Below are 19,124 nucleotides of genomic sequence, written 5' to 3'. Positions count from 1 at the left end.
GGGCGGTGGTTCCATGGAAGGGACGGGAAGGACTCGACACATGAGGACGCGGGGTAGCGGCCGTCACAGGACCGTGCACCGTGCAATCAGGATCCGCGAGAAGCGGATGAGTCCTTCCCGCCCCTTCCCCGCGCGCGAGCCCACCGCGACTGACCAGGGCCGTCCCCCGGATCCGCGTCGGCTCCGGCCGGGCCCGCCCGGTACGGTGACCGGGACAGCGAGCCGCGCCGCCTGAAGGGACCGAGTGATCGTGCCGACCGGAACCCCCGACGTACTCCTCCGGACGGAGGGCCGGGCCGGATTCATCACCCTCCACCGCCCCCGCGCCATCAACGCGCTCACCCACGCCATGGTCCTCGCCGTCGACGCGGCCCTCGACGCATGGGAGCACGACCCGGCCGTCACCACCGTCGTCATCGAGGGCGCCGGGGACCGCGGCCTCTGCGCCGGCGGCGACATCCGCGCCATCCACGACGACGCCCGCGCCGGAGGAACCGCCTCCGCCGCCTTCTGGCGGGACGAGTACCGGCTCAACGCCCGGATCGCCCGCTACCCCAAACCGTACGTCGCCCTCATGGACGGCATCGTCATGGGCGGCGGCGTCGGCGTCTCCGCCCACGGCTCCGTCCGCGTCGTCACCGAACGCTCCCGGCTCGCCATGCCCGAGACCGGCATCGGCTTCGTCCCCGACGTCGGCGGCACCCACCTCCTCGGCCGCGCCCCCGGCGAACTCGGCACCCACCTCGCCCTCACCGGCGGCCGGATCGGCGCCGCCGACGCGATCCTCACCGGCCTCGCCGACCACTTCGTGCCCGCCGCCGAACTCCCCGCCCTGGCAGCCGACCTGACCCGGCTTGCGGCCGAGGAGGCCGTCGCCCGCCACACGGCCACCGCCCCGCCCGGAGTCCTCGCCGAGCAGCGGCCCTGGATCGACGCCTGCTACGCCGCCGAGACCGTCGAAGCGGTCCTCGAGCGCCTCTTCGACACCGGCGAGCCCGCCGCCAAGGAGGCGGCCGCCACCCTCCTCACCAAGTCCCCGACCGCCCTCAAGGCGACCCTGGCCACCCTGCGCCGCTCCCGCGCCCTCAGCAGCCTGGAGGAGGTCCTCGACCTGGAGTACCGGACCTCCTGCGCCGCCCTGGCCACCCCCGACCTCGTCGAGGGCATCCGCGCCCAGGTCGTCGACAAGGACCGCGACCCCCGCTGGACCCCGCCCACGCTCCCCGAGGTCACCGACGCGGCGGTCGCCCGCTACTTCCTCGTCCCGCCGGGCGGCGACCTCGGCCTCGCCGCGGCCCGTCGCACGCTCCAGGACCGGGCGCCCCGGGACAGCGCGTGACCACGTACACCACCACCTCCTTCCAGCCCGTCCTCGACCGCATCGCCGAGGAGATCGCCGGACTCACCGACCGGGGCGCCCCGGCCGACTACATCCCGGCCCTCGCCGCCGGCGACCCCGCCGACTTCGGCATGGCCGTGGCCGAACTCGACGGCACCGTCTACGGGGTGGGGGACTGGCGCCGCCCCTTCTCCACCCAGTCCGTCACCAAGGTCTTCACCCTCGCGCTCGCCCTCGCAGGCGAGGGCGACGCGCTCTGGGCCCACGTCGGCCGGGAGCCGTCCGGCGACCCGTTCAACTCCCTCGTACAGCTGGAGTACGAGAACGGCATCCCGCGCAATCCGTTCATCAACGCCGGCGCCCTCGTCGTCACCGACCGCCTCCACCGGCTCACCGGCGACGCCTCCGGCAGCCTGCTCAACTTCCTGCGCGCCGAGAGCGGCAACCCGGAACTCGCCTTCGACACCGCCGTGGCCGCCTCGGAAGCCACCCACGGCGACCGGAACGCGGCCCTCGCCCACTTCATGGCCTCCTACGGCAACATTACCGGCCCGGTGCCCGACCTGCTCCGCGAGTACTTCCGCCAGTGCTCCCTGGAAGCCTCCTGCGCCGACCTGGCCCTCGCCACCGGCTTCCTGGCCCGCCACGGACTGCGCGCCGACGGCACCCGGCTGCTGACCCGCAGCCAGGCCAAACAGGTCAACGCCGTCATGCTCACCTGCGGCACCTACGACGCCGCCGGCGACTTCGCCTACCGGGTCGGCCTCCCGGGCAAGAGCGGCGTCGGCGGAGCCGTCGTCGCCGTCGTCCCGGGCCGCTGCACGCTCTGCGTCTGGAGCCCGGGACTCGACAGCCGGGGAAACTCGGTGGCGGGCGTGACCGCCCTCGACCGCTTCACGACCATCACGGGCCTGTCGGTCTTCTGACCCTCCCCGACGAGACGCCACGCCCCCGCGGTCGGTCGGGGCGCGGCATGCCGTCCGTAGGCGTGGGCATGCTGCCGGGGTGGCCGACCGCCCGGACCGAGGAGACCCCCATGACCGTCCCCACCCGCATCCGCACCTCCGCGAAGGCCGTCGTCCTCCATGAGGGATCCGTCCTGCTCACCCGGAACCTCTGGAACGGCCGGGAGTGCCACTTCCTTCCCGGAGGGGGCCAGGAGACCGGTGAGCTGCTGCCGGACGCGCTCCGCCGCGAGGTGCACGAGGAGACCGGGCTGACGGTGCGGGTCGGCCCGCTCCTCTGGGTCCTGGAGGGCTGGACCGAGGATCCCGGAGTGCTCAGCCAGGAGAACTTCCACCGGGTCGAGGTCGTCTTCCTCTGCACCGTCGACGGCAGCGCCGAACTCGTCGGCGGAACCGAGCAGGACATCGACCAGATCGGCCTCGACTGGATCCCGCTGGAGAAGATCACCTCCCTGCAGACCCTGTCGCCCCGCTACCGGGCGCACATGGCCCCCCTGGTGTCGGGCGCCGTCCCCCGCGCCGCGTACCTGGAGCGTTAGGGCGTCCCGGGTCTGCGCGCCTCGACGAGGGTCCGCGAGGAGTGGGCCACGAACGGACCCTCCGCGCGGATCAGCGCGTCGAGCGCGCGCGGCCGGGGCAGGTGCGACTCCACCGTGAACCCCGGCACGATCCAGATCACCTTGCGCAGGTGCCGGGCCGCCTCCGGCTGCGGTCCCAGGAAGAACTCGACCAGTTCCCAGACGCTGGCGGGACCGAAGTGCTGGGCGAGATAGGTGCCGCCCGGACGCAGGACGCGGGCGATCTCCGCCCACCACACCGTCGCGGGGTGGCGGCTGGTGACGAGGTCGAACGCGGCGTCGGGGAAGGGCAGCGGAGGCTTGTCCGGATCGGCGACGACGATGGCGCCCCGCGGGTGCAGGAGCGCGGTGGCCCGCGCGAGGTTGGGTGGCCACGACTCGGTGGCCACCATCGTCCGCGGCAGCGTCGGCACACCGGCGAGGACCTCCCCGCCGCCCGTCTGGACGTCGAGGGCGGCCGTGGCGTGGGCGAGCCGCTCGCCGAGCAGCCGGTGGTAGCCCCAGGAGGGCCGCTGCTCCGTCGCCCGGGTCACACCGCGCGCTGCGGGGGCACCGGCCCGGAGACGGTGTGACGGCCCCCTGCCTCCCGGCGACCGGCGTCCCACCCGTCCACCACGCCCGGGAGTTCGACACGGGACCGGATGCCCAGCCGGGCGAAGACGCCGCGGAGATGGTGGTCCACGGTGCGGGGGCTGAGGGAGAGATGGTCGGCGACCTCCTGGTTGGTGGCGCCCCGCGCGACGAGGCGGGCGATGCGCTGCTGCTGAGGGGTCAGATCGGGCGGCGCCGCCGAATCCTTCGCCCCGCCCGATGCCCCTCCGGTGGCACGGAGTTCGGAGCGCGCGTGCTCGGCCCAGCCCTCGGCGGCGGCCCGCTCGAAGGTCACGAGGGCGTCGCGCAGCGGACCACGCGCGTCGCCCGGTCGTCGGCGGCGCCTCAGCCATGTGCCGTACGCCAGGAGGGTGCGGGCCCGCTCGAAGTCGTTCCCGCAGCTGTCGTGGCGGCGCACCGCCTCACGGAACCAGTACGCGGACGCCTCGCCCTCCGCGAGCAGGGCACGGCAGCGTGCCAACTGCGCCTGCGCGGCTGCGTCGACGCCCAGCGCGGCCCAGACCGCGTACTCCTCGGCCGCGTCCCGGGCCTCCGCGTTCCGGCCGGCCGCGACCGCCGTCTCCACGAAGCAGGGGACCACCAGCATGCGCAGCGCGAAATGACCGCCCCGGGGACCGGGCCGGACCAGCGGCACGAGCCGCGCGGCCGCCTGGGCGGCCAGACCCCGGCCCCGTTCGGCCCGCGCCAGCGCCCACTCCGCGAGCGTCGCGGCCTGGACGAGCCCGTGCGGTCCCGCCGTCTCTAGCGCCCGCCCCGCGTGCTCCGCCACCGCTGACCCGTCGCCCTTCACCGACGCCACCAGAGCCAGTACGGCGTGCTGATGGGCCGCCACGTTGTGCTGGCCCGTCGCCTCCGCCGTCCGCAGCCCCTCCCGCGCGGCGAGCGCGGCCCGGCCGTACCGGCCGGCCCGCAGTTCGGCGTACGCGAGCTGTTCGAGCGCGTGGGGCAGCAGGGCGGTACGGTGCTCCGCCCGCGCCCGGACCAGCGCACGGGCGTGGATCCGGGCCGCCACCGCGGTGTCGCCGAGGACGAGCGCGGCGGCCCCGGCCCGGAGGAGCAACCGGGGATCGTCCGCGCCCCCTTCGCCCGCGACCACCCGCGCCAGTGCCGTGCGGGCGTCGTCCAGTCGTACGGTCAACGCCGCGCTCAGCCCGTCGGCGAAGTCGCGCTCCAGCCCCCGCACCTCCGCACCGCCGTCGAGAGCGGCCAGGCAGGCCTCCACGTCGCCGCCCGCCCACGCCGCCTCCATCGCCAGGAACCGCGCGTCGGACGCCTCCACCGGCGCCCGTTCCCGCAGCAGTTCCGCCGCCTGCAGCAGCGCCTCGTGCGCGTCCATGACCGGGCCACCGGCCAGTGCCGCGAGCCCCCGGACCAGCTGCGCGCGGCCCCGGGCGACCGGCGAGAGCGCGCGCACGGCGGCGGACGGCCCGAGCCGGTCGGCACGATGGTCCTCACTGCGCGCGAGCGCCGAACCCGCCGCCGAGCGATCCGCGGACGGTGCCGAACCCGGGGCCGGGCGGTCCGCGGAGGGCGCCGGAGCCGCCGCCGGGCGGTCAATACCGCGGTCCGCGCCGGGCGCGTGGAGGGCGCGGGTCCTGCCCCGCCAGGGCTGCCGGGCCGAGGCGAGCGCGGCGCGCCCCAGGAAGGGGTCGTCGAAGCCCACCGCCCCACCCCTGCGGCGGCGCAGCAGCCCGTCCGCGACCAGTCCCTCCAGCGGCTCGGCCGAGGCACGGGCGCCGCGCGCCCCGGCGGGCGCCGACCCGCCGCCACCGCCGACGCCGTACGCCACCGTGCCCGCCGCGTCGGCCCCGGCCCCCGCGCGGCCCGCGAGGGCCGCCACGGCGACCGTGGCGAGCAGACGGCGGGAGGCCGCGGGGAGGCGTTGGAGCAGTCCTCCGTACACCTCGGCGAGGACCGTGTCGTCGACCGCAGGCCGCGGCAGCGGCAGGGACCCCGCGAGCTGAGGCACGGTCAGCCGCCGTACCGCCGCGGTCAGGACGCCGGGATGCCCGGCCGCCTCGTCGAGCAGCCGCTCCCCGACCGGTGGTGCCGGCGCGGCCACCGGACACAGGTCGTCGAGCAGGGCCCGCGCCCCCGACGCGGTCAGTCGGCCCAACCGCACCGTCTCCGCCCCAGGCACCTCGGGAAGCCGGTGGTGGCGCGCGGCCGACACCAGCCACCCCACCCGGTCCTGCCTCCGCCCGCCCGTCTCCTGCCAGGCCGCGGCGAGGGCGGCCCGTGAATGCGCGTCCCACAGGTGGAGGTCGTCCACACAGAGCAGCACGGCTTCCGTGCCGGTGGCGAGGGCGGCCACTCCCCGGGCCAGCCCGCCCTCGCCGCGCGCGAGCCGCAGTGCCCGGCGCCCGGCCGCCGGGGTGGGGGCGAGCTCCGCGAACAGCGCCCGTACCGCGCTCCAGGGACCCCGGTGGTGGGGCGCGGCGACCCGGTACGCCGCACCGGGAAAGTCGTGAGCCGCCCGGCGGAGGAGGGCGGTGCGGCCCTCACCGGGGTTGCCGGTGACGAACAGGACACCGCCGCGTCCGGCTGCGGCACGGGCCGACAGGCGGGCCACGGCGGAGAGTTCGGCCGCTCGGTCGTAGAGCCGCGGGCCGTCGGCGGGGTGCGTCGCTCCGCTCACGGCGGTCACGTTACCGAGCCGTACGGTACGGCGGAAGGTTCCCGGGTCTGGGCAGTGGCCCAGACCCGGGAACGCGGCTCTGTGATGGTGCACAGGGCGTCAGGAACCGAGCGGGCAGGTGCCCCGGTACTCGTCGATCGTCAGACTCGGCCGCGGCAGCGGGCACAGGAACTGGTCGTAGCGGGTGTCGTCGTCGATGAACCGCTTGAGCCAGGAGAGGCTGTACTTCGCGATCGTCGTGTTCGACGAGTTCGGGGTGAAGTGCGTGGCGCCGTTGAGCTCCAGGTACGCCTTGTCGAGGGAGCCGGGCAGGCTCTCGTAGAACGGCTCCGAGTGGGTGGCGACGGGGGCGATCGTGTCGCCGTCCGCGCCGATGACGAGCGTGGGGGTGGTGATCTCGGGCCAGGTCTTGTCCGTGTTCCACCCGGTCAGCGGTACGGCGGCCTTCAGTGACGGTCGGCTCTTGGCCGCTTCGAGCGTGCCGCCGCCGCCCATCGAGTGCCCCATCACGCCGAGCCGGCTGGCGTCGACGCGGCCCCGCACGGAACTGCGCTGGGTCAGGTAGTCGAGGGCCGCCAGAAGTTGCCGCCCACGGCTGTCGGGCTGGTCGAGGGTGGTCAGGGTGTCGATGGTGAAGACCACGAACCCCTGGGAGGCCAGCCTCGGCCCGAGCCACGCGATCGAGGACTGGTAGGCCGTGAACCCCGGCGAGATCACCACGGCGCCGAACGTGCCGTCGCTCGTGGACGTCGGGTAGTAGATCGTGCCGCCGCCGAAGCCGCTGACGGCGAGCGAGGAGACGGACGTCTCGCCGACGCCGTACGAGCCGCGCAGTGCCTCGATGCTGGACTGGGTGGGCGCGGGGCCGCGCTCGTACGGGTTGTCCGCGGCCGCCGCCGCGCTCGCGGGAGCGGAGCCGGCGGCCTGGGCGCCGGGGGCGAGCAGCAGGGTCAGACAGGCGGCGGCCATGGCCGCGCCGAGGTGTCGTGTCATGACGGAGTCGTCCTCTCGTGTCGTGGGGCGCCGCCCGGGCGTCCGGACGGCGGCCACGCCGTGATCTGGCCCGGCCACTGTCCGGGCACCACGTCCCACGGGCATCGGCGGAATCACCGGTCTTCTCCGAGGGGCACGACTCACCGGCGCCGTCCGACGACTCCCGCCGGTCCGGCCCGCCCGGCCGCACGCCGAACGCGCAGGCCGGTCGCACGCACCGCCCCCCGGGCCCGGTCCGGCGCGAACCGCGGGCTAGATCCGGCGTCCCAGCCGGACCGTGACCGTCTTGGGCCGCTGGTACTCCTGGAGCGCCAAGGTGCTCAGGTCCGTGCCGTGTCCGGAGGCGCCCCGGCCGCCGTGCGGGAGCTCCGCCGTCTGGACGAGGTGGCAGTTGACCCAGGTCTCGCCCGCGTCCAGGGCCGCCGTCAGCTCCAGCGCGGCCGAGAGGTCGCCGGTCCACACGCTCGCGGCGAGGGCCTGCGGCACGCCGTTCGCCAGGGCGAGGGCCTCCGCCGGCCCCTCGGCCCGCTGCACGGTGAGGAGCGGCCCGAACACCTCCTCGGTGACCGCCGGATCGTCGTCCGGCAGGTCCGCGAGCAGCCGCGCCGGGCGCCAGTGTCCGGCCTCCTCGCCCGGCTCCGGGGCGACGGTCCCGGCGACGTTCCGCTTGGCGCCGGAGGCGGCGACCAGCCGGTCGTAACGCTCCGCCTGGTCGGGGTTGTTGAGCGGGCCGAAGTCCCGGCCCGCCACCCGGGCGGCCAGCGCCTCCGTCAACTCGGCGACGGCGGCCTCGTAGTTCTCGGCCAGGGTGATGACCCGGGCCGGAGCGGCGCAGCTCTGCCCCGCGTTGTACGTGACGGCCTCCGCCAGGGACGCCCACGTGTCGGCGGGCGCGTCCGGAAGCACGATCGCCGGGGCGTTGCCGCCCAGCTCCAGACTGACCCGCCGGGTCCCCGCGCGGACCGCCACATCGGCCCCCGCCCGGCCGCTGCCGGTGAACGCCACCATGTCCACGGCCGATGCGACGAGCAGCCGGCCGGTCTCGCGGTCGCCGGGGAGGTGGCAGAGGACGCCCGGGCCCAGCGCGGCCGCCGCGTGCTCCGCGAGGAGCTCCAGGCTGTCGGGGGTCGTCTCGGCGGGCTTCGCCACCACCGTGTTCCCGGCGGCGAGCGCCGGGGCGCACCGCCAGGCCGCCATCAGCAGCGGATAGTTCCAGGGCACCACCACGCCCACCACGCCGACCGGCTCCCAGCGCACCCAGCTCTCGTGGCCCGCCACCAGCAGCCCCGAGGCCGGCGCGGTGCGGGTCCTCGCCGCCGTCGCGAAGAACCGGAACAGGTCGGCGACCTGCTCGATCTCGCCCGCCACCTCCGCCTCCGGCTTGCCCGTCCCGGCCCGCTCCCGGGCCGCGTACGCCTCCGCGTGCTCCTCGACGAGGGCCGCGAGCCGGTCGAGGCGCCGCGAGCGCTCCTTGGGCGTGAGCGCCCGCCAGCCCGGCAGCGCGGCGCGCGCGCCGGACACGGCGGCCCGCACCTCGGGCAGCCGGGAGCACACGGCCGTGCCGCGCGGCTCGCCGGTGCGGGGGTCGATGAGCGCGGTGACGTCGGTGCCGGTGGTCGCGTCGCTGGTCATGCGGGGGCCTTTCGTGGTCCGGAGTGGGGCGTTCTCACACGTCGTACGACCTGAGCCAGAGCTCCAGGGTGAGCACCAGCCACAACTTGCCGCCCTGCCGGGGCAGCAGGGCGCCCTCGCCGCGCAGCCAGGCGCGGACGGTCTCGGGCCGGAAGAGCCCGCGCTGCCGGGACCTGGGGCCGAGGAGCAGGTCCTGGCCCAGCTCGCGCAGCGGGCCCGTCAGCCACTGCTGGACCGGAACGCGCATCCCGCTCTTGGGCCGGTCGACCACCGTGTCCGGGAGCAGGTCCCGTACGGCCTCCTTGAGGATCCACTTCTCCGCCGTGCCACGGAGCTTGAAGGACGGCGGGGTCGCGAAGGCGTGGTCGACGACCGACCGGTCGAAGAGCGGGGAACGGCCCTCCACCCCCTGGGAGGAGGTCAGCCGCTCCACCTTCGTGAGGATGTGGTGGGCGCCCTTGGTCCGCAGGTTGCAGTGGAGCAGCTGGTTGAGGAGGTGCCCCATCCGATACGGGCCGGCGCCGTCCGCGGTCAGATAGGGCGCCACGTGCCGCTCCAGCGGCGGGGCGTCCCGCAGCGCGTCGAGCGCCGGGGCGGTCAGCAGCTCCGGCAGGTCGGTCCAGCACTTGCGGTACGAGCGCAGGTACGCGGTCGCCCGGTCCTCGTCCCACGGCGCACCCGGCGTCCGGTGCATCTCCTGGACCAGCATGGGAAGGTTCTTCGGCCCGCCGAAGACGGGGTCCCCGCCCTCGCCGTTGAGGACGACGGTCGCGCCGTCGGCGGCCACGGCCTCGGCCAGCATCAGGTTCGGCACCGTCAGCGGGTCCCCGACGGGGCTGTCGAGCAGCGCCGCCGCCTCGGCGAGCCGCGCGGCCACGGCCTCGCCCGACACCGTCAGGACCCGGTGGCGGGTGTGGCAGTGCGCGGCCACGAGCCCCGAGTAGCCCAGCTCGTTCGGGAGGTCGTCGCCGAAGCTGATCGACCAGGTGTGCACCGGGTGGCTGTGGAGCTTCGCCGCCAGGGCCGTGACGAGAGAGCTGTCGATGCCGCCGGAGAGGAGCACGGCAGCCGGTTCGGCGGCGGGCAGCCGGCTCGCCGTCGCCTGCTCCAACAGGGCCCGCAGCGCCAGCACATGGCCGGCCGGATCCTCCGGCACCGGCTCCTCGACGCGTTCCCGAGGCTCCCAGTGGACGGTCTGCGAGGACGTGCCGTCCCGGTGCAGCCGGAGCACCCGGCCGGGCAGCAGCTCCCGTACGCCGGTCAGCAGCGTCTCCTCGCCGGGCAGATAGGCGAAGGTGAGGAAGGACCGCACCGCGGACAGGTTCATCGAGGTGCCGAGGGCCGGCCAGCGGCGCAGCGCGCGCAGCGAAGTGCAGGCCGCCCAGGCGCCGCCGGCACGTGCGTAGAACAGGGTGCGGGCGCCGACGTGGTCGCGGATCAGGACCAGGTCCTCGCCGTCGAGCACGGCGAGCACGAACATGCCCTCGGCCAGCGCCACTCCGGAGTCCCCGAGCAACGCCCAGCAGCGCAGCAGCAGTTCGCCGTCGGGGCAGCCGGGCGACGGGGGAGCGGCCCGCTCGGCGAGGGCGGCGAGCAGCACCGGCCGGTTGTGCAGCGTGACCTCCCCGACCGCCGTCCGCCCGTACGCGGTGAACGGACCCTCGGCGCGCCCGGGTTCACCGGGGAGCAGCGCCAGCTCGCCGCCCGGGACCCCGGCCGGGACATGGCCGGGCCCGAGGGCGCCCATCGCGTCGAGGTGGGCGCGGGCCTGCCCGGTGGTGGTGGCGAGGCAGGCGCACATGCGTGCCACGAACTGCTCCTTCTCCGTGTGTTCGCTCGTGAGATGCGATGCGGTGCGGTGACGCCGGGACGTCGGGACGCCGGGGTACGGCTCAGCCGAAGTCGTCGTCGTTCCAGGCGTCCCCTTCGCCGTCCCAGGCCGCGTCCCAGTCGTTCGCGTCGTCGCTGCCGCCGTCGACGGAACCGCCGCCGTCGCCGCCCCCGCTGTCGCCGCCCCCGCCGGAGGACTGCGAGGCCTGCGCCTGCTGCTGTCGCAGCGCCTCCTCCTGCTCGGGGGAGAGGCTCAGCGGCGGCAGCTGGGCGGCGGTCACGGCGAGCGTCGCCACCCCGAGCCCGGCGAGCAGGACGCCCATCCGGCCGCCGAAGGAGCTGCGGTTGACCAGGACCTGCGCGCCGCGCGCCGACAGGGTGCGGCCGTAGCCGATGTCCCGGGCGTAGGAGACGGTGCCGTCGGCCAGGGAGCGCTTGATGACGCGGTCGCCGAGCAGCTCGTCGGTGCCCGACGCGCCGCGGTTGTCGTGCCAGTGCACGACGTGCGGCTGCCCAGGAGTGCGGCGCCGCCACTCCTCGAGGCCGTTCTCGTAGGTGCGGTGGACGGTGCCGTCGGCGAGCAGTTCGTCCGCGTAGCCGATCTCTTCGGGACGGATCATGGGGTGCGTACCTCGGGTGTGTGGGTGGGAGCGCCGGGACGGGTCACGCGGCGGGCCAGGTCATGAAGCCGGTGCCGCGCAGTCCGCGCAGTCCGCTCCACAGGGAGTCGCGGGGCGGTCGTGGCCCTTTGGTCAGGCGGAGCACGGTCCGCAGCAGCCGGGCCGGGGGCACCGCGGCCACCTCGGCGAACCGCCCGCCGGCCAGCCAGTCGGCCTCCCCCGGCCGCAGCGCGGCCGGCAGGGCGCCGAGTCCGGCGGGACCGGGCCTCGGACCGCGCCCGGTGGGCAGCCGCAGGCTGGCCACGTGCCGGGGCACCAGACCGAGGGAGACGACCCGGACCCCGGACAACGGCCCCAGCGTGGCCCGGACCCGGGCCGGGAGCGCGACCCCGGCGGGGCTCGCGTCGTGCAGGACGTGCACCGTGGCGCCGCCGGCCCGTTCCAGGGCGGCGATCATCCTCGGGTCCAGCGGCAGGGCGTCGTCGGCGGCGAGCACCGGGCAGGCCGCCTCCAGGTGGATGTGGTTGGCGAGCAGCATCCCGGCGATCGACCGGCTCTGGCAGAGCAGCAGGCGGGGCAGCCCGTAGTCGTAGAGGTCGGGCTCCGGTCGCTCCGACCGCTCCGCCCCCTCCGGCCGGGACGGCCGCGCGGGCGGCGCCACCGGCGGCGGAAGCAGCCCCGGCACACTCTCCCGGCCAAGCTCGTCGAGGGCCCGGGTGAAGGCGGGCAGCCGCAGCACCGGGGCGGGGGTGCCCGCGATCCGGCCCCTCAGGAAGGCCGAACCGGGGCTCAGCACCCGGCAGGTCTCGTAGTAGAGCTGCCGCTCGGTGAAGCGCAGTCCGCCGGGCTCGGCGGCGCGCCCGGCCGCCACGGTGATCGCGCGGCCGGTGAGCCCGCCCACCGTCCGGGCGGCGAACCCGGCGGCGGGGCGGTGACCGGAGCGGGCGGCCGGGCCGCCGCCCGGGGGCAGGAGGTGTCGCTGGTTCATCCGGCCGCAGCGCCTTTCGTACGGGACGGGCCGCCGCCCGGCGACGGCACCTCGGCCGGCCAGGTCAGGAAGCCGTCGGTGGATCGGGCGGGCCGGGCGGCCAGCGCGCGTCGTACGGCCGCCGTGACGGCCGCCTCAAGGCGGCGCGGCGGCACGGCGGCGAGCGGGCTCCAGTACCCCTGCGCCAGCCACGCGGCGTCCGCCCCGGACAGGCCCGCGAGGGAACGGAGGTCCGCGGCGCTCGGCGTGGCCGCCGACGACACCCGGTGCACGGCACCCCGGCGGGTCCGGACCGCCGTCACCGGGAGCCCGGCGTCCACCACGACCCTGTCAGGGTGCGCCTGGCGCAGCAGCGGCGCGAGCAGCGCCCCCAGGGCGTCGGCGTCGTGGAGCGTCACCACCGGAAGCCCCGCAGGGGCGTCCGCCAGCGCCTCGGGCGCGGCGCCGGGCGCTGCCTCGACGAGGAGCGCGTCCAGACGGGCGGGGATGGCGTTCCTCCGGAGGAACACGGCCGCCGCGTGGTCGGTGCAGAGGATGACGACCCTGGGACGCGCCGGAGGGGGAGTGCGGGGATGAGGGGCGTGCGGACCGTCGTCCACCACACGGGGCAGCGGCTTCCCGTAGGCGACCGCCCACGGCCCGGCCATCATCTGCCGGAACTGGCTCTCCGAGGGCGTGATGTACGACGAGGCCCTCGTGGCGGGCCTGAACCGCATCAGCGAGGCCGTCACCACGACCGCGACGGCGGCGGTGACGGTGACCGCGCCGGGCACGCCGGGCACGAAGTTCCCGGCCACGAGCAGCAGGACGGCGAGCGGCGCGGCCACCAGCCACCGTACGCCGGGCCTGATCCCGCGCGCGGGCCTGGCAGGAGACGTACCGCTGGAGGTGCGGCTGAGGTACCAGAGCTGGGTGACCGTCATCCGCAGCCGGCCGCCCTCGGTGGCCTTCTCCGCGATCCGCTTGATCCGCCGGTCGTTCATGCCCCGGCCGTGGATCCTCGGGTCCAGCGCGAACCTCTTGGTGCAGCGCGAACACACCTGTCCGGTACGTTCCTTGGCCGACACGTCGGCGAAGCAGTGCGGGCAGATCACGGGCCACCCACCGGACCGGGCCCGGCCGGTCCGGGCCAGGTGAGGAATCCCAGTGCCGCGGCGCGCCGGCGGTCTTCGTCGACCCGCCGCGTGACCTGCCCCGCCACCCGGTCCACGACGGCGAGCAGCCGGGCGGGGGACAGCCCGACGAGCGGGTAACGCCACCCCTTCCCGAGCCACTTCAGCTCCTCGGGAGTGAGCGTGCCGAGCCCGGACAGGAGCCGCATGGCCTCCGCGTCGGGCTTCCGCCCCGGGTCCCGGTAGGGCACGGCGTTCGGGCGGGCCCGCAGGGTGCGCAGCGGCGGCGCGGCGTCGACGACCGTCCGGCCCGGCAGGGTCTCCCGGACCCGGCGGACGAACAGTTCGCGCTCCGCGTCGACGTCGTGGAGCACCAGCACCGGACCGCTCGACGGCACCGCACGGACCTCCTCCGGGCTCCGGGCCGACGCGAGACCGTGCCGGGCGAGCAGACCGGCGGCGTCGAGGAACGCGACGACGGCACGGTCCCGGCAGATCAGCACCCCGGCCGTCCCCGCCGCTCCCGGCGCTACCGCCGGCACCGCCGGGCCGTGCGTGGACCCCGAGGTGTCGAGCACCCCGGGCGGCAGCGAGCCGTACGTCCTGCGCCACGCACCGAGCACCTGCGCGGCGAAGTCCTCCCTGGACACGCGCGGGACTCCCGCGCCCACGCCCACGGCCCGCGCGACCGCGATCCCCGATCCGACGAGCAGCAGGGCGGCGGAGGCGAGCAGCAGCACCGGGGCCTCGGCGACGAACGAGACGAAGGCGACGAAGGCGCCCAGGGCGAACGCCCCGCCCAGGCAGCCCTGTCCGAACTCGCTGTCCCGCAGACGCTTGCGGGAGAGGGCGTACCACAGCTGCTCCGGCACGATCCGGATCCGGCCCCCGTCCGTGAGGGCGGCGGTGACCCGGCGCACGCGGAGGTCGTTGAGCCCGAGCGGGTTCGTCTTGGGGTCCAGCGCGTAGTCACGCTTGCAGAAGGAACAGCGGTTGCCGGTGCGCTGCTTGCGGAGCAGGTTCTGCTCACAGTGCGGACAGATCACCGGGACACCTCCAGCGCGGCCGCCACCCGGCGCAGCCGGGCCGCCAGCCGCTCGCGGACCGTGGTGGCGGCGATGCCGTGGACCCGCTGGGCCCGCTCGATGTCGCGGAGCTCGGCGGCCAGCGCACGGTAGTCGGTGAGGGCCGTGGCCAGCGCGGTCCGGCCGCCCGCGGCGCGCACGCCGCCCGGGTCGCCGGGGGACTCCTGGGCGCGCCGCTCGGCCTCCGCCGCGGTGATCGCGTAGTCCTCGTGGTCGATCCCGTAACCGGTGTTCGCGGCGAGGATCGTCAGGGGGCTGTCGCCCCGGTTGGCGAACGAGTGCGGCATCATCTCCGGGATCCGGATCAGCATGCCCGGCGCGAGCGGCACGTCGGTGACGCGCCCCCGGACCCCGTCGTACAGCCCGCAGGCGGCGTGGCCGAGGCTGAGCACGAAGTGTTCGCCGCCGTGCGCGTGCGGAGTGAAGGCGCTGCGCGGCCCCACGACCCCGAGCTTGACGGTGGCGTTGGACGGCCGCTCGGGCGAGGTCGCCGCGTCCCCCACCAGGTAGTGGGCGAACTGCCCGTCGTCGATGAACCGCAGGAACTCCCGCTCGGGGCCGAGCTCCCGGCTCCCCTCCCGGTCGGCAAGCAGGATGCCGCCGTCCGGCCTCAGGTGGTACAGCTCCACCCCGGCGGGCAGGTCCTTCCCCGCCCGGTCCGGCATGTCGTCCGGTGTGCCGTCCTGTGCCCGTACGGGTCGTATCGCCACCGCGCCTCCCCCTGACGCCCGTTGTGCGTGCCGACGCACGACCACCGCATAGTAGAGCGCTGTTCGGGAACAAGGGGAGGTTCCGGAGCGACCCCCAGGTGAACGCCGTCTGTCCCCGCCCCTGCCGCGTACCGTTCAGTCGCGCCGGGCCGCGGCCGCCGCCGGCTCGCCGAGCGCCCCGGCCGCCGTCCGCCACGCCTCGGTGACCGCCCCGTGGGCCAGCTCCGTCGCGGCGGCCACGTCGGCCGGCAGCCGCAGCGGCGCCCCGATGTGGACATGGAGACCCGGCCTGCGGACCGGCGCCGTGAGCACCCCGGCGATCTGCTTCACCCGTCCACCCGAGGTGATCCGCCGGGCACCGGCCTGACCGATCGGCACCACCGGCGCACCGGTGACCCGGGCGAGCCGCGCGAGCCCGGTGCGGAACGCCTCCGGCGGGTTCTCCGCGGAGTCCGGCCGAGGCGGGATGCGGCCCTCCGCGTACAGCATCACGTGCCGCCCCGAGGCGAGCGCGACGGCGGCGCGGTCGAGGGCCGCCGACGCGCGGGCCGAGTTGCGGTGGACCGGCACATGGCCCTCGCGGGTCAGCGCCCGGCCGAGCAGCGGGATCCGCCAGAGCCCGGCGGTGGCCAGCAGCACGGGCTCGACGGCGAGCCGCTTGCGGAGCGCGGCGAGGACCAGCGCCGGGTCGGCCGTCGACGTGTGGTTCACGACCAGGATGCTGCCGGGTTCGAGGCGGGCCCCGGGGTCGGCGGTGACGGTCAGTCGGCCGAAGAACGGGACGACATGGGCGGCGAGACGGCTGAGCACGGACGGCCCCCTGGACGTGCGGACGATGCTGACCCGTCCATCGTGCGAGCCCGTGCCGCCTCGCACCTGAGCACGCGTACTCAGCTGTCGTACCCAACGTCTACGCTGAGCATCCGACAGGCGGGGCAGGGTGCTGGAGGGAGGGGGCGGCGTGGGACGTTCGGCACGTCGGCTCGTGACCCTTCTGCCCGCGGTGCTCTGCGCGATCTGGTCCCTCCTCGTCCTCCCGGCGACGACGGCGGAGGCGACGACCCCGACGCCCGGCCCGAGCCGCGCCGCCCCACCCCACGGCGCCACCTCCCCCGCCGCCCCACCCCACGGCGTCACGTCCCCCGGCGACACGCACCACCCCCGCACGGCGCCCCGCGCCGCCGCACCCGAGCCGCACTTCGCGCCCACCGCGGTCGTACGGCTTCCCGCGGCCGTCGAGAACCCCGTACGGCTGCCGGGAACGCCCGCGGCCACGACCGCCGTTCCCGCCGGCCTCGTCCTGCCCGCGCGCGGCGTCCTCGCCGGTGATCCCCGCCGCGAGCGGGCGCCGCCCGCGACGGCGCACGACCCGCGGGCGCCCCGCGGCCCTCCCTCCACCCGGCACAGCTGACGTTCCCCCCGCGTCGCCGTCCGGGCCATCGGCATGTCCCCGGACCGGTCCACGACGCGCATCCGACCGTTCGTCCGGCACGGCCGGCGAGCGCCTCCACCCTCCCGCGTGGACGCGCGCCGCCGCCGTGCACTGCCCGTGGAGTACCCGTGTCCTCTCGTTCCGCGCTCTGGCGCGCGCTGCTCGCGCTCGCCGTCGTCGCGCTCTCCCTGTGGATCACCCTCACCACCCCGCCGCGCCTCGGTCTCGACCTGCGGGGCGGGACCCGTATCGTCCTCCAGACCGAGGACGGGCCCACCGCCCGCGCCGACGCCGCCGCCACCGACCGCGCCCTCGAAGTGCTCCGGAAGCGGGTCGACGGCCTCGGCGTCGCCGAACCCTCGCTCGCCCGCTCCGGCGAACGCCGCATCGTCGTCGAACTCCCCGGACTGCGCGATCCGCGCGAGGCCGCCGACGTCATCGGCCGCACGGCGCAGCTCACCTTCCACGCCGTCACCGGCACGGCGGGGGAAACCGGCGGGCCCGCCGCGTCCCCCGACGGGACACGCGTCCTCGCCGACCCCGACGCGCCCGGCACCTTCCTCACCCTGGCCGCACCCGCGCTCACCGGCGACGGCGTCAAGAGCGCCGAAGCCGTGCTCGACACCCAGGGCGGCCGGGGCTGGACGGTGGACCTCGCCTTCCGCGACGGCGCCGCCGGCACCTGGGCGAGGCTGACCGGCGCCGCCGCCTGCGCGGCACCCGGCGACCCGGCGCGCCGGGTCGCCATCGTGCTCGACGACCGCGTCGTGTCCGCGCCCGGCATGCAGACCGGCGTTCCCTGCGGCGCGGGCATCGGCGGCGGCTCCGCGCAGATCACCGGGGGCTTCTCCGGGCAGGAGGCCCGCGACCTCGCGGCCCTCGTCCAGGGCGGCGCCCTTCCGGTCCCCGTGACGACGGTCGAGCAGAGCACCGTGGGGCCGACACTCGGCGCCGACGCGATCCGGGCCAGCGCCCTGGCCGCCGTGATCGGACTCGCCTGCACCGGAGCCTTCGTGATCGTGGTCTACCGCCTCCTCGGCGTCCTCGCGACGGTCGCGCTGCTGCTCTACGGGCTCATCTCGTACGCCGCCGTGGTCGCCCTGGGAGCCACCCTGACGCTGCCCGGCCTCGCCGGGTTCGTGCTTGCCATCGGCATCGCCGTCGACGCGAACGTCCTCGTCTTCGAACGCGCGAGGGAGGAGTACGCGGCCCTCGGCCGGACCGGCGGGCGCGACCTGCGGCGGCCGCTGGCGACGGCGTTCGGCAAGGTGTGGAGCGCGGTGGCCGACTCCCACGTCACCACCCTGCTCGCCGCCGGGCTGCTGTTCGTCTTCGCCACCGGCCCGGTGAAGGGATTCGGCGTGACCCTCGCGATCGGCGTCGTGACCTCGCTCCTCACCGCGATGGTGATCACCCGGCTCCTCGCCGATCTCACCCTGCGCCTGCCCGCGGTGCGGCGGCGGCCGGCGGTCACCGGCATGGCCGGGCTCGGCCGGCTGCGCACCCGGCTGACCCGGCGCGTCCCGCGCCTCATGGCCCACCGCCGCCGCTGGCTGCTGACCTGCGCGGGACTCCTCGTCGCGGCGCTCGCCGGAATCGGCGTCCGGGGCATGGAGTTCGGGGTCGAGTTCACCGGCGGCCGGATCGTCCAGTACACGGCCGAGCGGCCCGTCGACGCCGACGCGGCCCGCGCGGCGGTCACGGCCGCCGGGTTCCCGGACGCCGTCGTGCAGACGACGGGGGAGCACGACGTCTCCGTCCGCGTCCGGGAGACCGGGGACGCGGAGCAGACCGAGATCCGGGAGGCGCTCACCCGGGTCGCGGGCCCGGTGGAAGCGGAGCGCGACGACCTGATCGGACCGAGCCTCGGCGGGGAACTGCGCACCCACGCGCTGCTCGCGCTCGGGCTCGCGGTCGCGGCCCAACTCCTCTATCTGACCGTACGGTTCCGCTGGACGTACGCGACGGCGGCGGTGGCGGCCATGACGCAGGACGTGCTGCTCGTCGTCGGGCTCTTCGCCTGGCTGGGCAAGCCGGTGGACAGCGTCTTCCTGGCGGCGCTGCTGACCGTCGTCGGCTACTCCGTCAACGACTCGGTCGTCGTCCTCGACCGGCTGCGGGAGCTGCGGCGCCGGGGCGGTGGCGTGCCGCTGGCGGACCTCGCCGACCGGGCCGTCGCCCAGACCCTGCCCCGTACGGTCAACACCGGGATGGGCGCCCTGTTCGTCCTCGTGGCGCTGGCCGTCCTGGGCGGCGACTCGCTGACCGACTTCTCCGTGGCGCTGCTCGCGGGCGTCGTGCTGGGCATGGCGTCCACGGTGTTCACGGCGATGCCGCTGGCCGTGGCGCTGGAGACGAGGAACCCGGCGTCGCCCGCAGGCTCGGGCGGCGGACGCGGCGGCGGACCGGCGCCCGCGACCCGGCGGCGGGCGGGCGTCCCCGCCCGGGACCGGTCGGGCGCGGTGGTCTGACGGGGGCGACGGCGGCCGCCCCGCACGGCTCGTGCGCACCGGGAGGCCGCTGTCGGGGGCCCGCCGTCGGGGGGCTGCCGTCGGGGCCCCGCCTTCGGGGGCCCCGGAGCCCTTCGACG

16 protein-coding genes are annotated in these 19,124 nt (G+C 76.1%); 5 read left to right on the top strand and 11 right to left on the bottom strand.

The features are described 5' to 3' along the window. Window positions 1-250 precede the first annotated feature (250 nt). The 3 genes from DEJ43_RS00985 (at window position 251) to DEJ43_RS00975 (ending at window position 2,843) form a co-directional block, all read left to right on the top strand. Entirely contained in the window at window positions 251-1,339 is a 1,089-nt protein-coding gene (locus DEJ43_RS00985) for an enoyl-CoA hydratase/isomerase family protein (protein ID WP_106433800.1), read from the top strand. After that, window positions 1,336-2,265, top strand: a complete 930-nt coding sequence (locus tag DEJ43_RS00980; protein ID WP_015031411.1) for a glutaminase — start codon at window positions 1,336-1,338, stop codon at window positions 2,263-2,265. The genes DEJ43_RS00985 and DEJ43_RS00980 overlap by 4 nt, the downstream gene beginning before the upstream one ends. Window positions 2,266-2,375: 110 nt before the next feature. Then, a complete protein-coding gene (locus DEJ43_RS00975; protein ID WP_158506245.1) occupies window positions 2,376-2,843 on the top strand; it encodes an NUDIX domain-containing protein in 468 nt (155 codons plus the stop codon). Here the strand turns inward: DEJ43_RS00975 and DEJ43_RS00970 are convergent. From DEJ43_RS00970 to DEJ43_RS00920, 11 genes are all read right to left on the bottom strand, one after another. Then, window positions 2,840-3,415 carry a class I SAM-dependent methyltransferase gene (locus tag DEJ43_RS00970; RefSeq protein WP_015031409.1) on the bottom strand — a complete coding sequence of 192 codons (576 nt, stop codon included), beginning with the start codon at window positions 3,413-3,415 and terminating at the stop codon, window positions 2,840-2,842. The two genes, DEJ43_RS00975 and DEJ43_RS00970, sit on opposite strands and share 4 nt — an antisense overlap. Next, window positions 3,412-6,132: a LuxR family transcriptional regulator gene (locus DEJ43_RS38495; protein WP_078508845.1), complete on the bottom strand. Its 2,721-nt coding sequence runs from the start codon at window positions 6,130-6,132 to the stop codon at window positions 3,412-3,414. The genes DEJ43_RS00970 and DEJ43_RS38495 overlap by 4 nt, the downstream gene beginning before the upstream one ends. 99 nt (window positions 6,133-6,231) lie before the next feature. Next, the gene (gene bdeA / locus DEJ43_RS00960) at window positions 6,232-7,125 is read right to left on the bottom strand and encodes a bis(hydroxyethyl) terephthalate hydrolase (protein ID WP_015031407.1); all 894 of its coding nucleotides are present in this window, start codon (window positions 7,123-7,125) and stop codon (window positions 6,232-6,234) included. 252 nt (window positions 7,126-7,377) lie between these two features. Continuing rightward, entirely contained in the window at window positions 7,378-8,757 is a 1,380-nt protein-coding gene (locus DEJ43_RS00955; protein ID WP_015031406.1) for an aldehyde dehydrogenase family protein, read from the bottom strand. A 34-nt stretch (window positions 8,758-8,791) separates the two neighbouring features. Beyond that, a complete protein-coding gene (locus DEJ43_RS00950) occupies window positions 8,792-10,558 on the bottom strand; it encodes an asparagine synthetase B family protein (protein ID WP_086024622.1) in 1,767 nt (588 codons plus the stop codon). 91 nt (window positions 10,559-10,649) lie between these two features. Next, window positions 10,650-11,207 (bottom strand): hypothetical protein, encoded by a 558-nt coding sequence (locus DEJ43_RS00945; protein WP_015031404.1) that lies wholly within the window; start codon window positions 11,205-11,207, stop codon window positions 10,650-10,652. 43 nt (window positions 11,208-11,250) lie between these two features. Further along, entirely contained in the window at window positions 11,251-12,195 is a 945-nt protein-coding gene (locus DEJ43_RS00940; RefSeq protein ID WP_015031403.1) for a hypothetical protein, read from the bottom strand. Further along, entirely contained in the window at window positions 12,192-13,178 is a 987-nt protein-coding gene (locus DEJ43_RS00935) for a hypothetical protein (protein ID WP_145953683.1), read from the bottom strand. Before DEJ43_RS00935 ends, DEJ43_RS00940 begins: the two co-directional genes overlap by 4 nt. Before the next feature lie 107 nt (window positions 13,179-13,285). Continuing rightward, complete coding sequence (locus tag DEJ43_RS00930) at window positions 13,286-14,353, bottom strand: hypothetical protein (protein ID WP_015031401.1); 1,068 nt, start codon at window positions 14,351-14,353, stop codon at window positions 13,286-13,288. Further along, on the bottom strand, window positions 14,350-15,102 hold the full coding sequence (locus DEJ43_RS00925; protein ID WP_015031400.1) for a cupin domain-containing protein: 753 nt from the start codon (window positions 15,100-15,102) through the stop codon (window positions 14,350-14,352). The genes DEJ43_RS00930 and DEJ43_RS00925 overlap by 4 nt, the downstream gene beginning before the upstream one ends. A gap of 135 nt (window positions 15,103-15,237) precedes the next feature. Continuing rightward, window positions 15,238-15,912, bottom strand: a complete 675-nt coding sequence (locus DEJ43_RS00920) for a lysophospholipid acyltransferase family protein (RefSeq protein WP_015031399.1) — start codon at window positions 15,910-15,912, stop codon at window positions 15,238-15,240. 175 nt (window positions 15,913-16,087) lie between these two features. On the opposite strand from DEJ43_RS00920, the gene DEJ43_RS37270 reads away from it, so the two are divergent. Then, a complete protein-coding gene (locus DEJ43_RS37270) occupies window positions 16,088-16,513 on the top strand; it encodes a hypothetical protein (RefSeq protein WP_071891071.1) in 426 nt (141 codons plus the stop codon). 149 nt (window positions 16,514-16,662) lie between these two features. Then, the gene (gene secD, locus DEJ43_RS00910; protein ID WP_015031398.1) at window positions 16,663-19,005 is read left to right on the top strand and encodes a protein translocase subunit SecD; all 2,343 of its coding nucleotides are present in this window, start codon (window positions 16,663-16,665) and stop codon (window positions 19,003-19,005) included. Window positions 19,006-19,124: the final 119 nt, after the last annotated feature.

It is taken from the genome of Streptomyces venezuelae ATCC 10712 (assembly GCF_008639165.1).
GTDB lineage: Bacteria > Actinomycetota > Actinomycetes > Streptomycetales > Streptomycetaceae > Streptomyces > Streptomyces venezuelae.
This window is presented reverse-complemented; position numbering and strand designations above follow the sequence as displayed.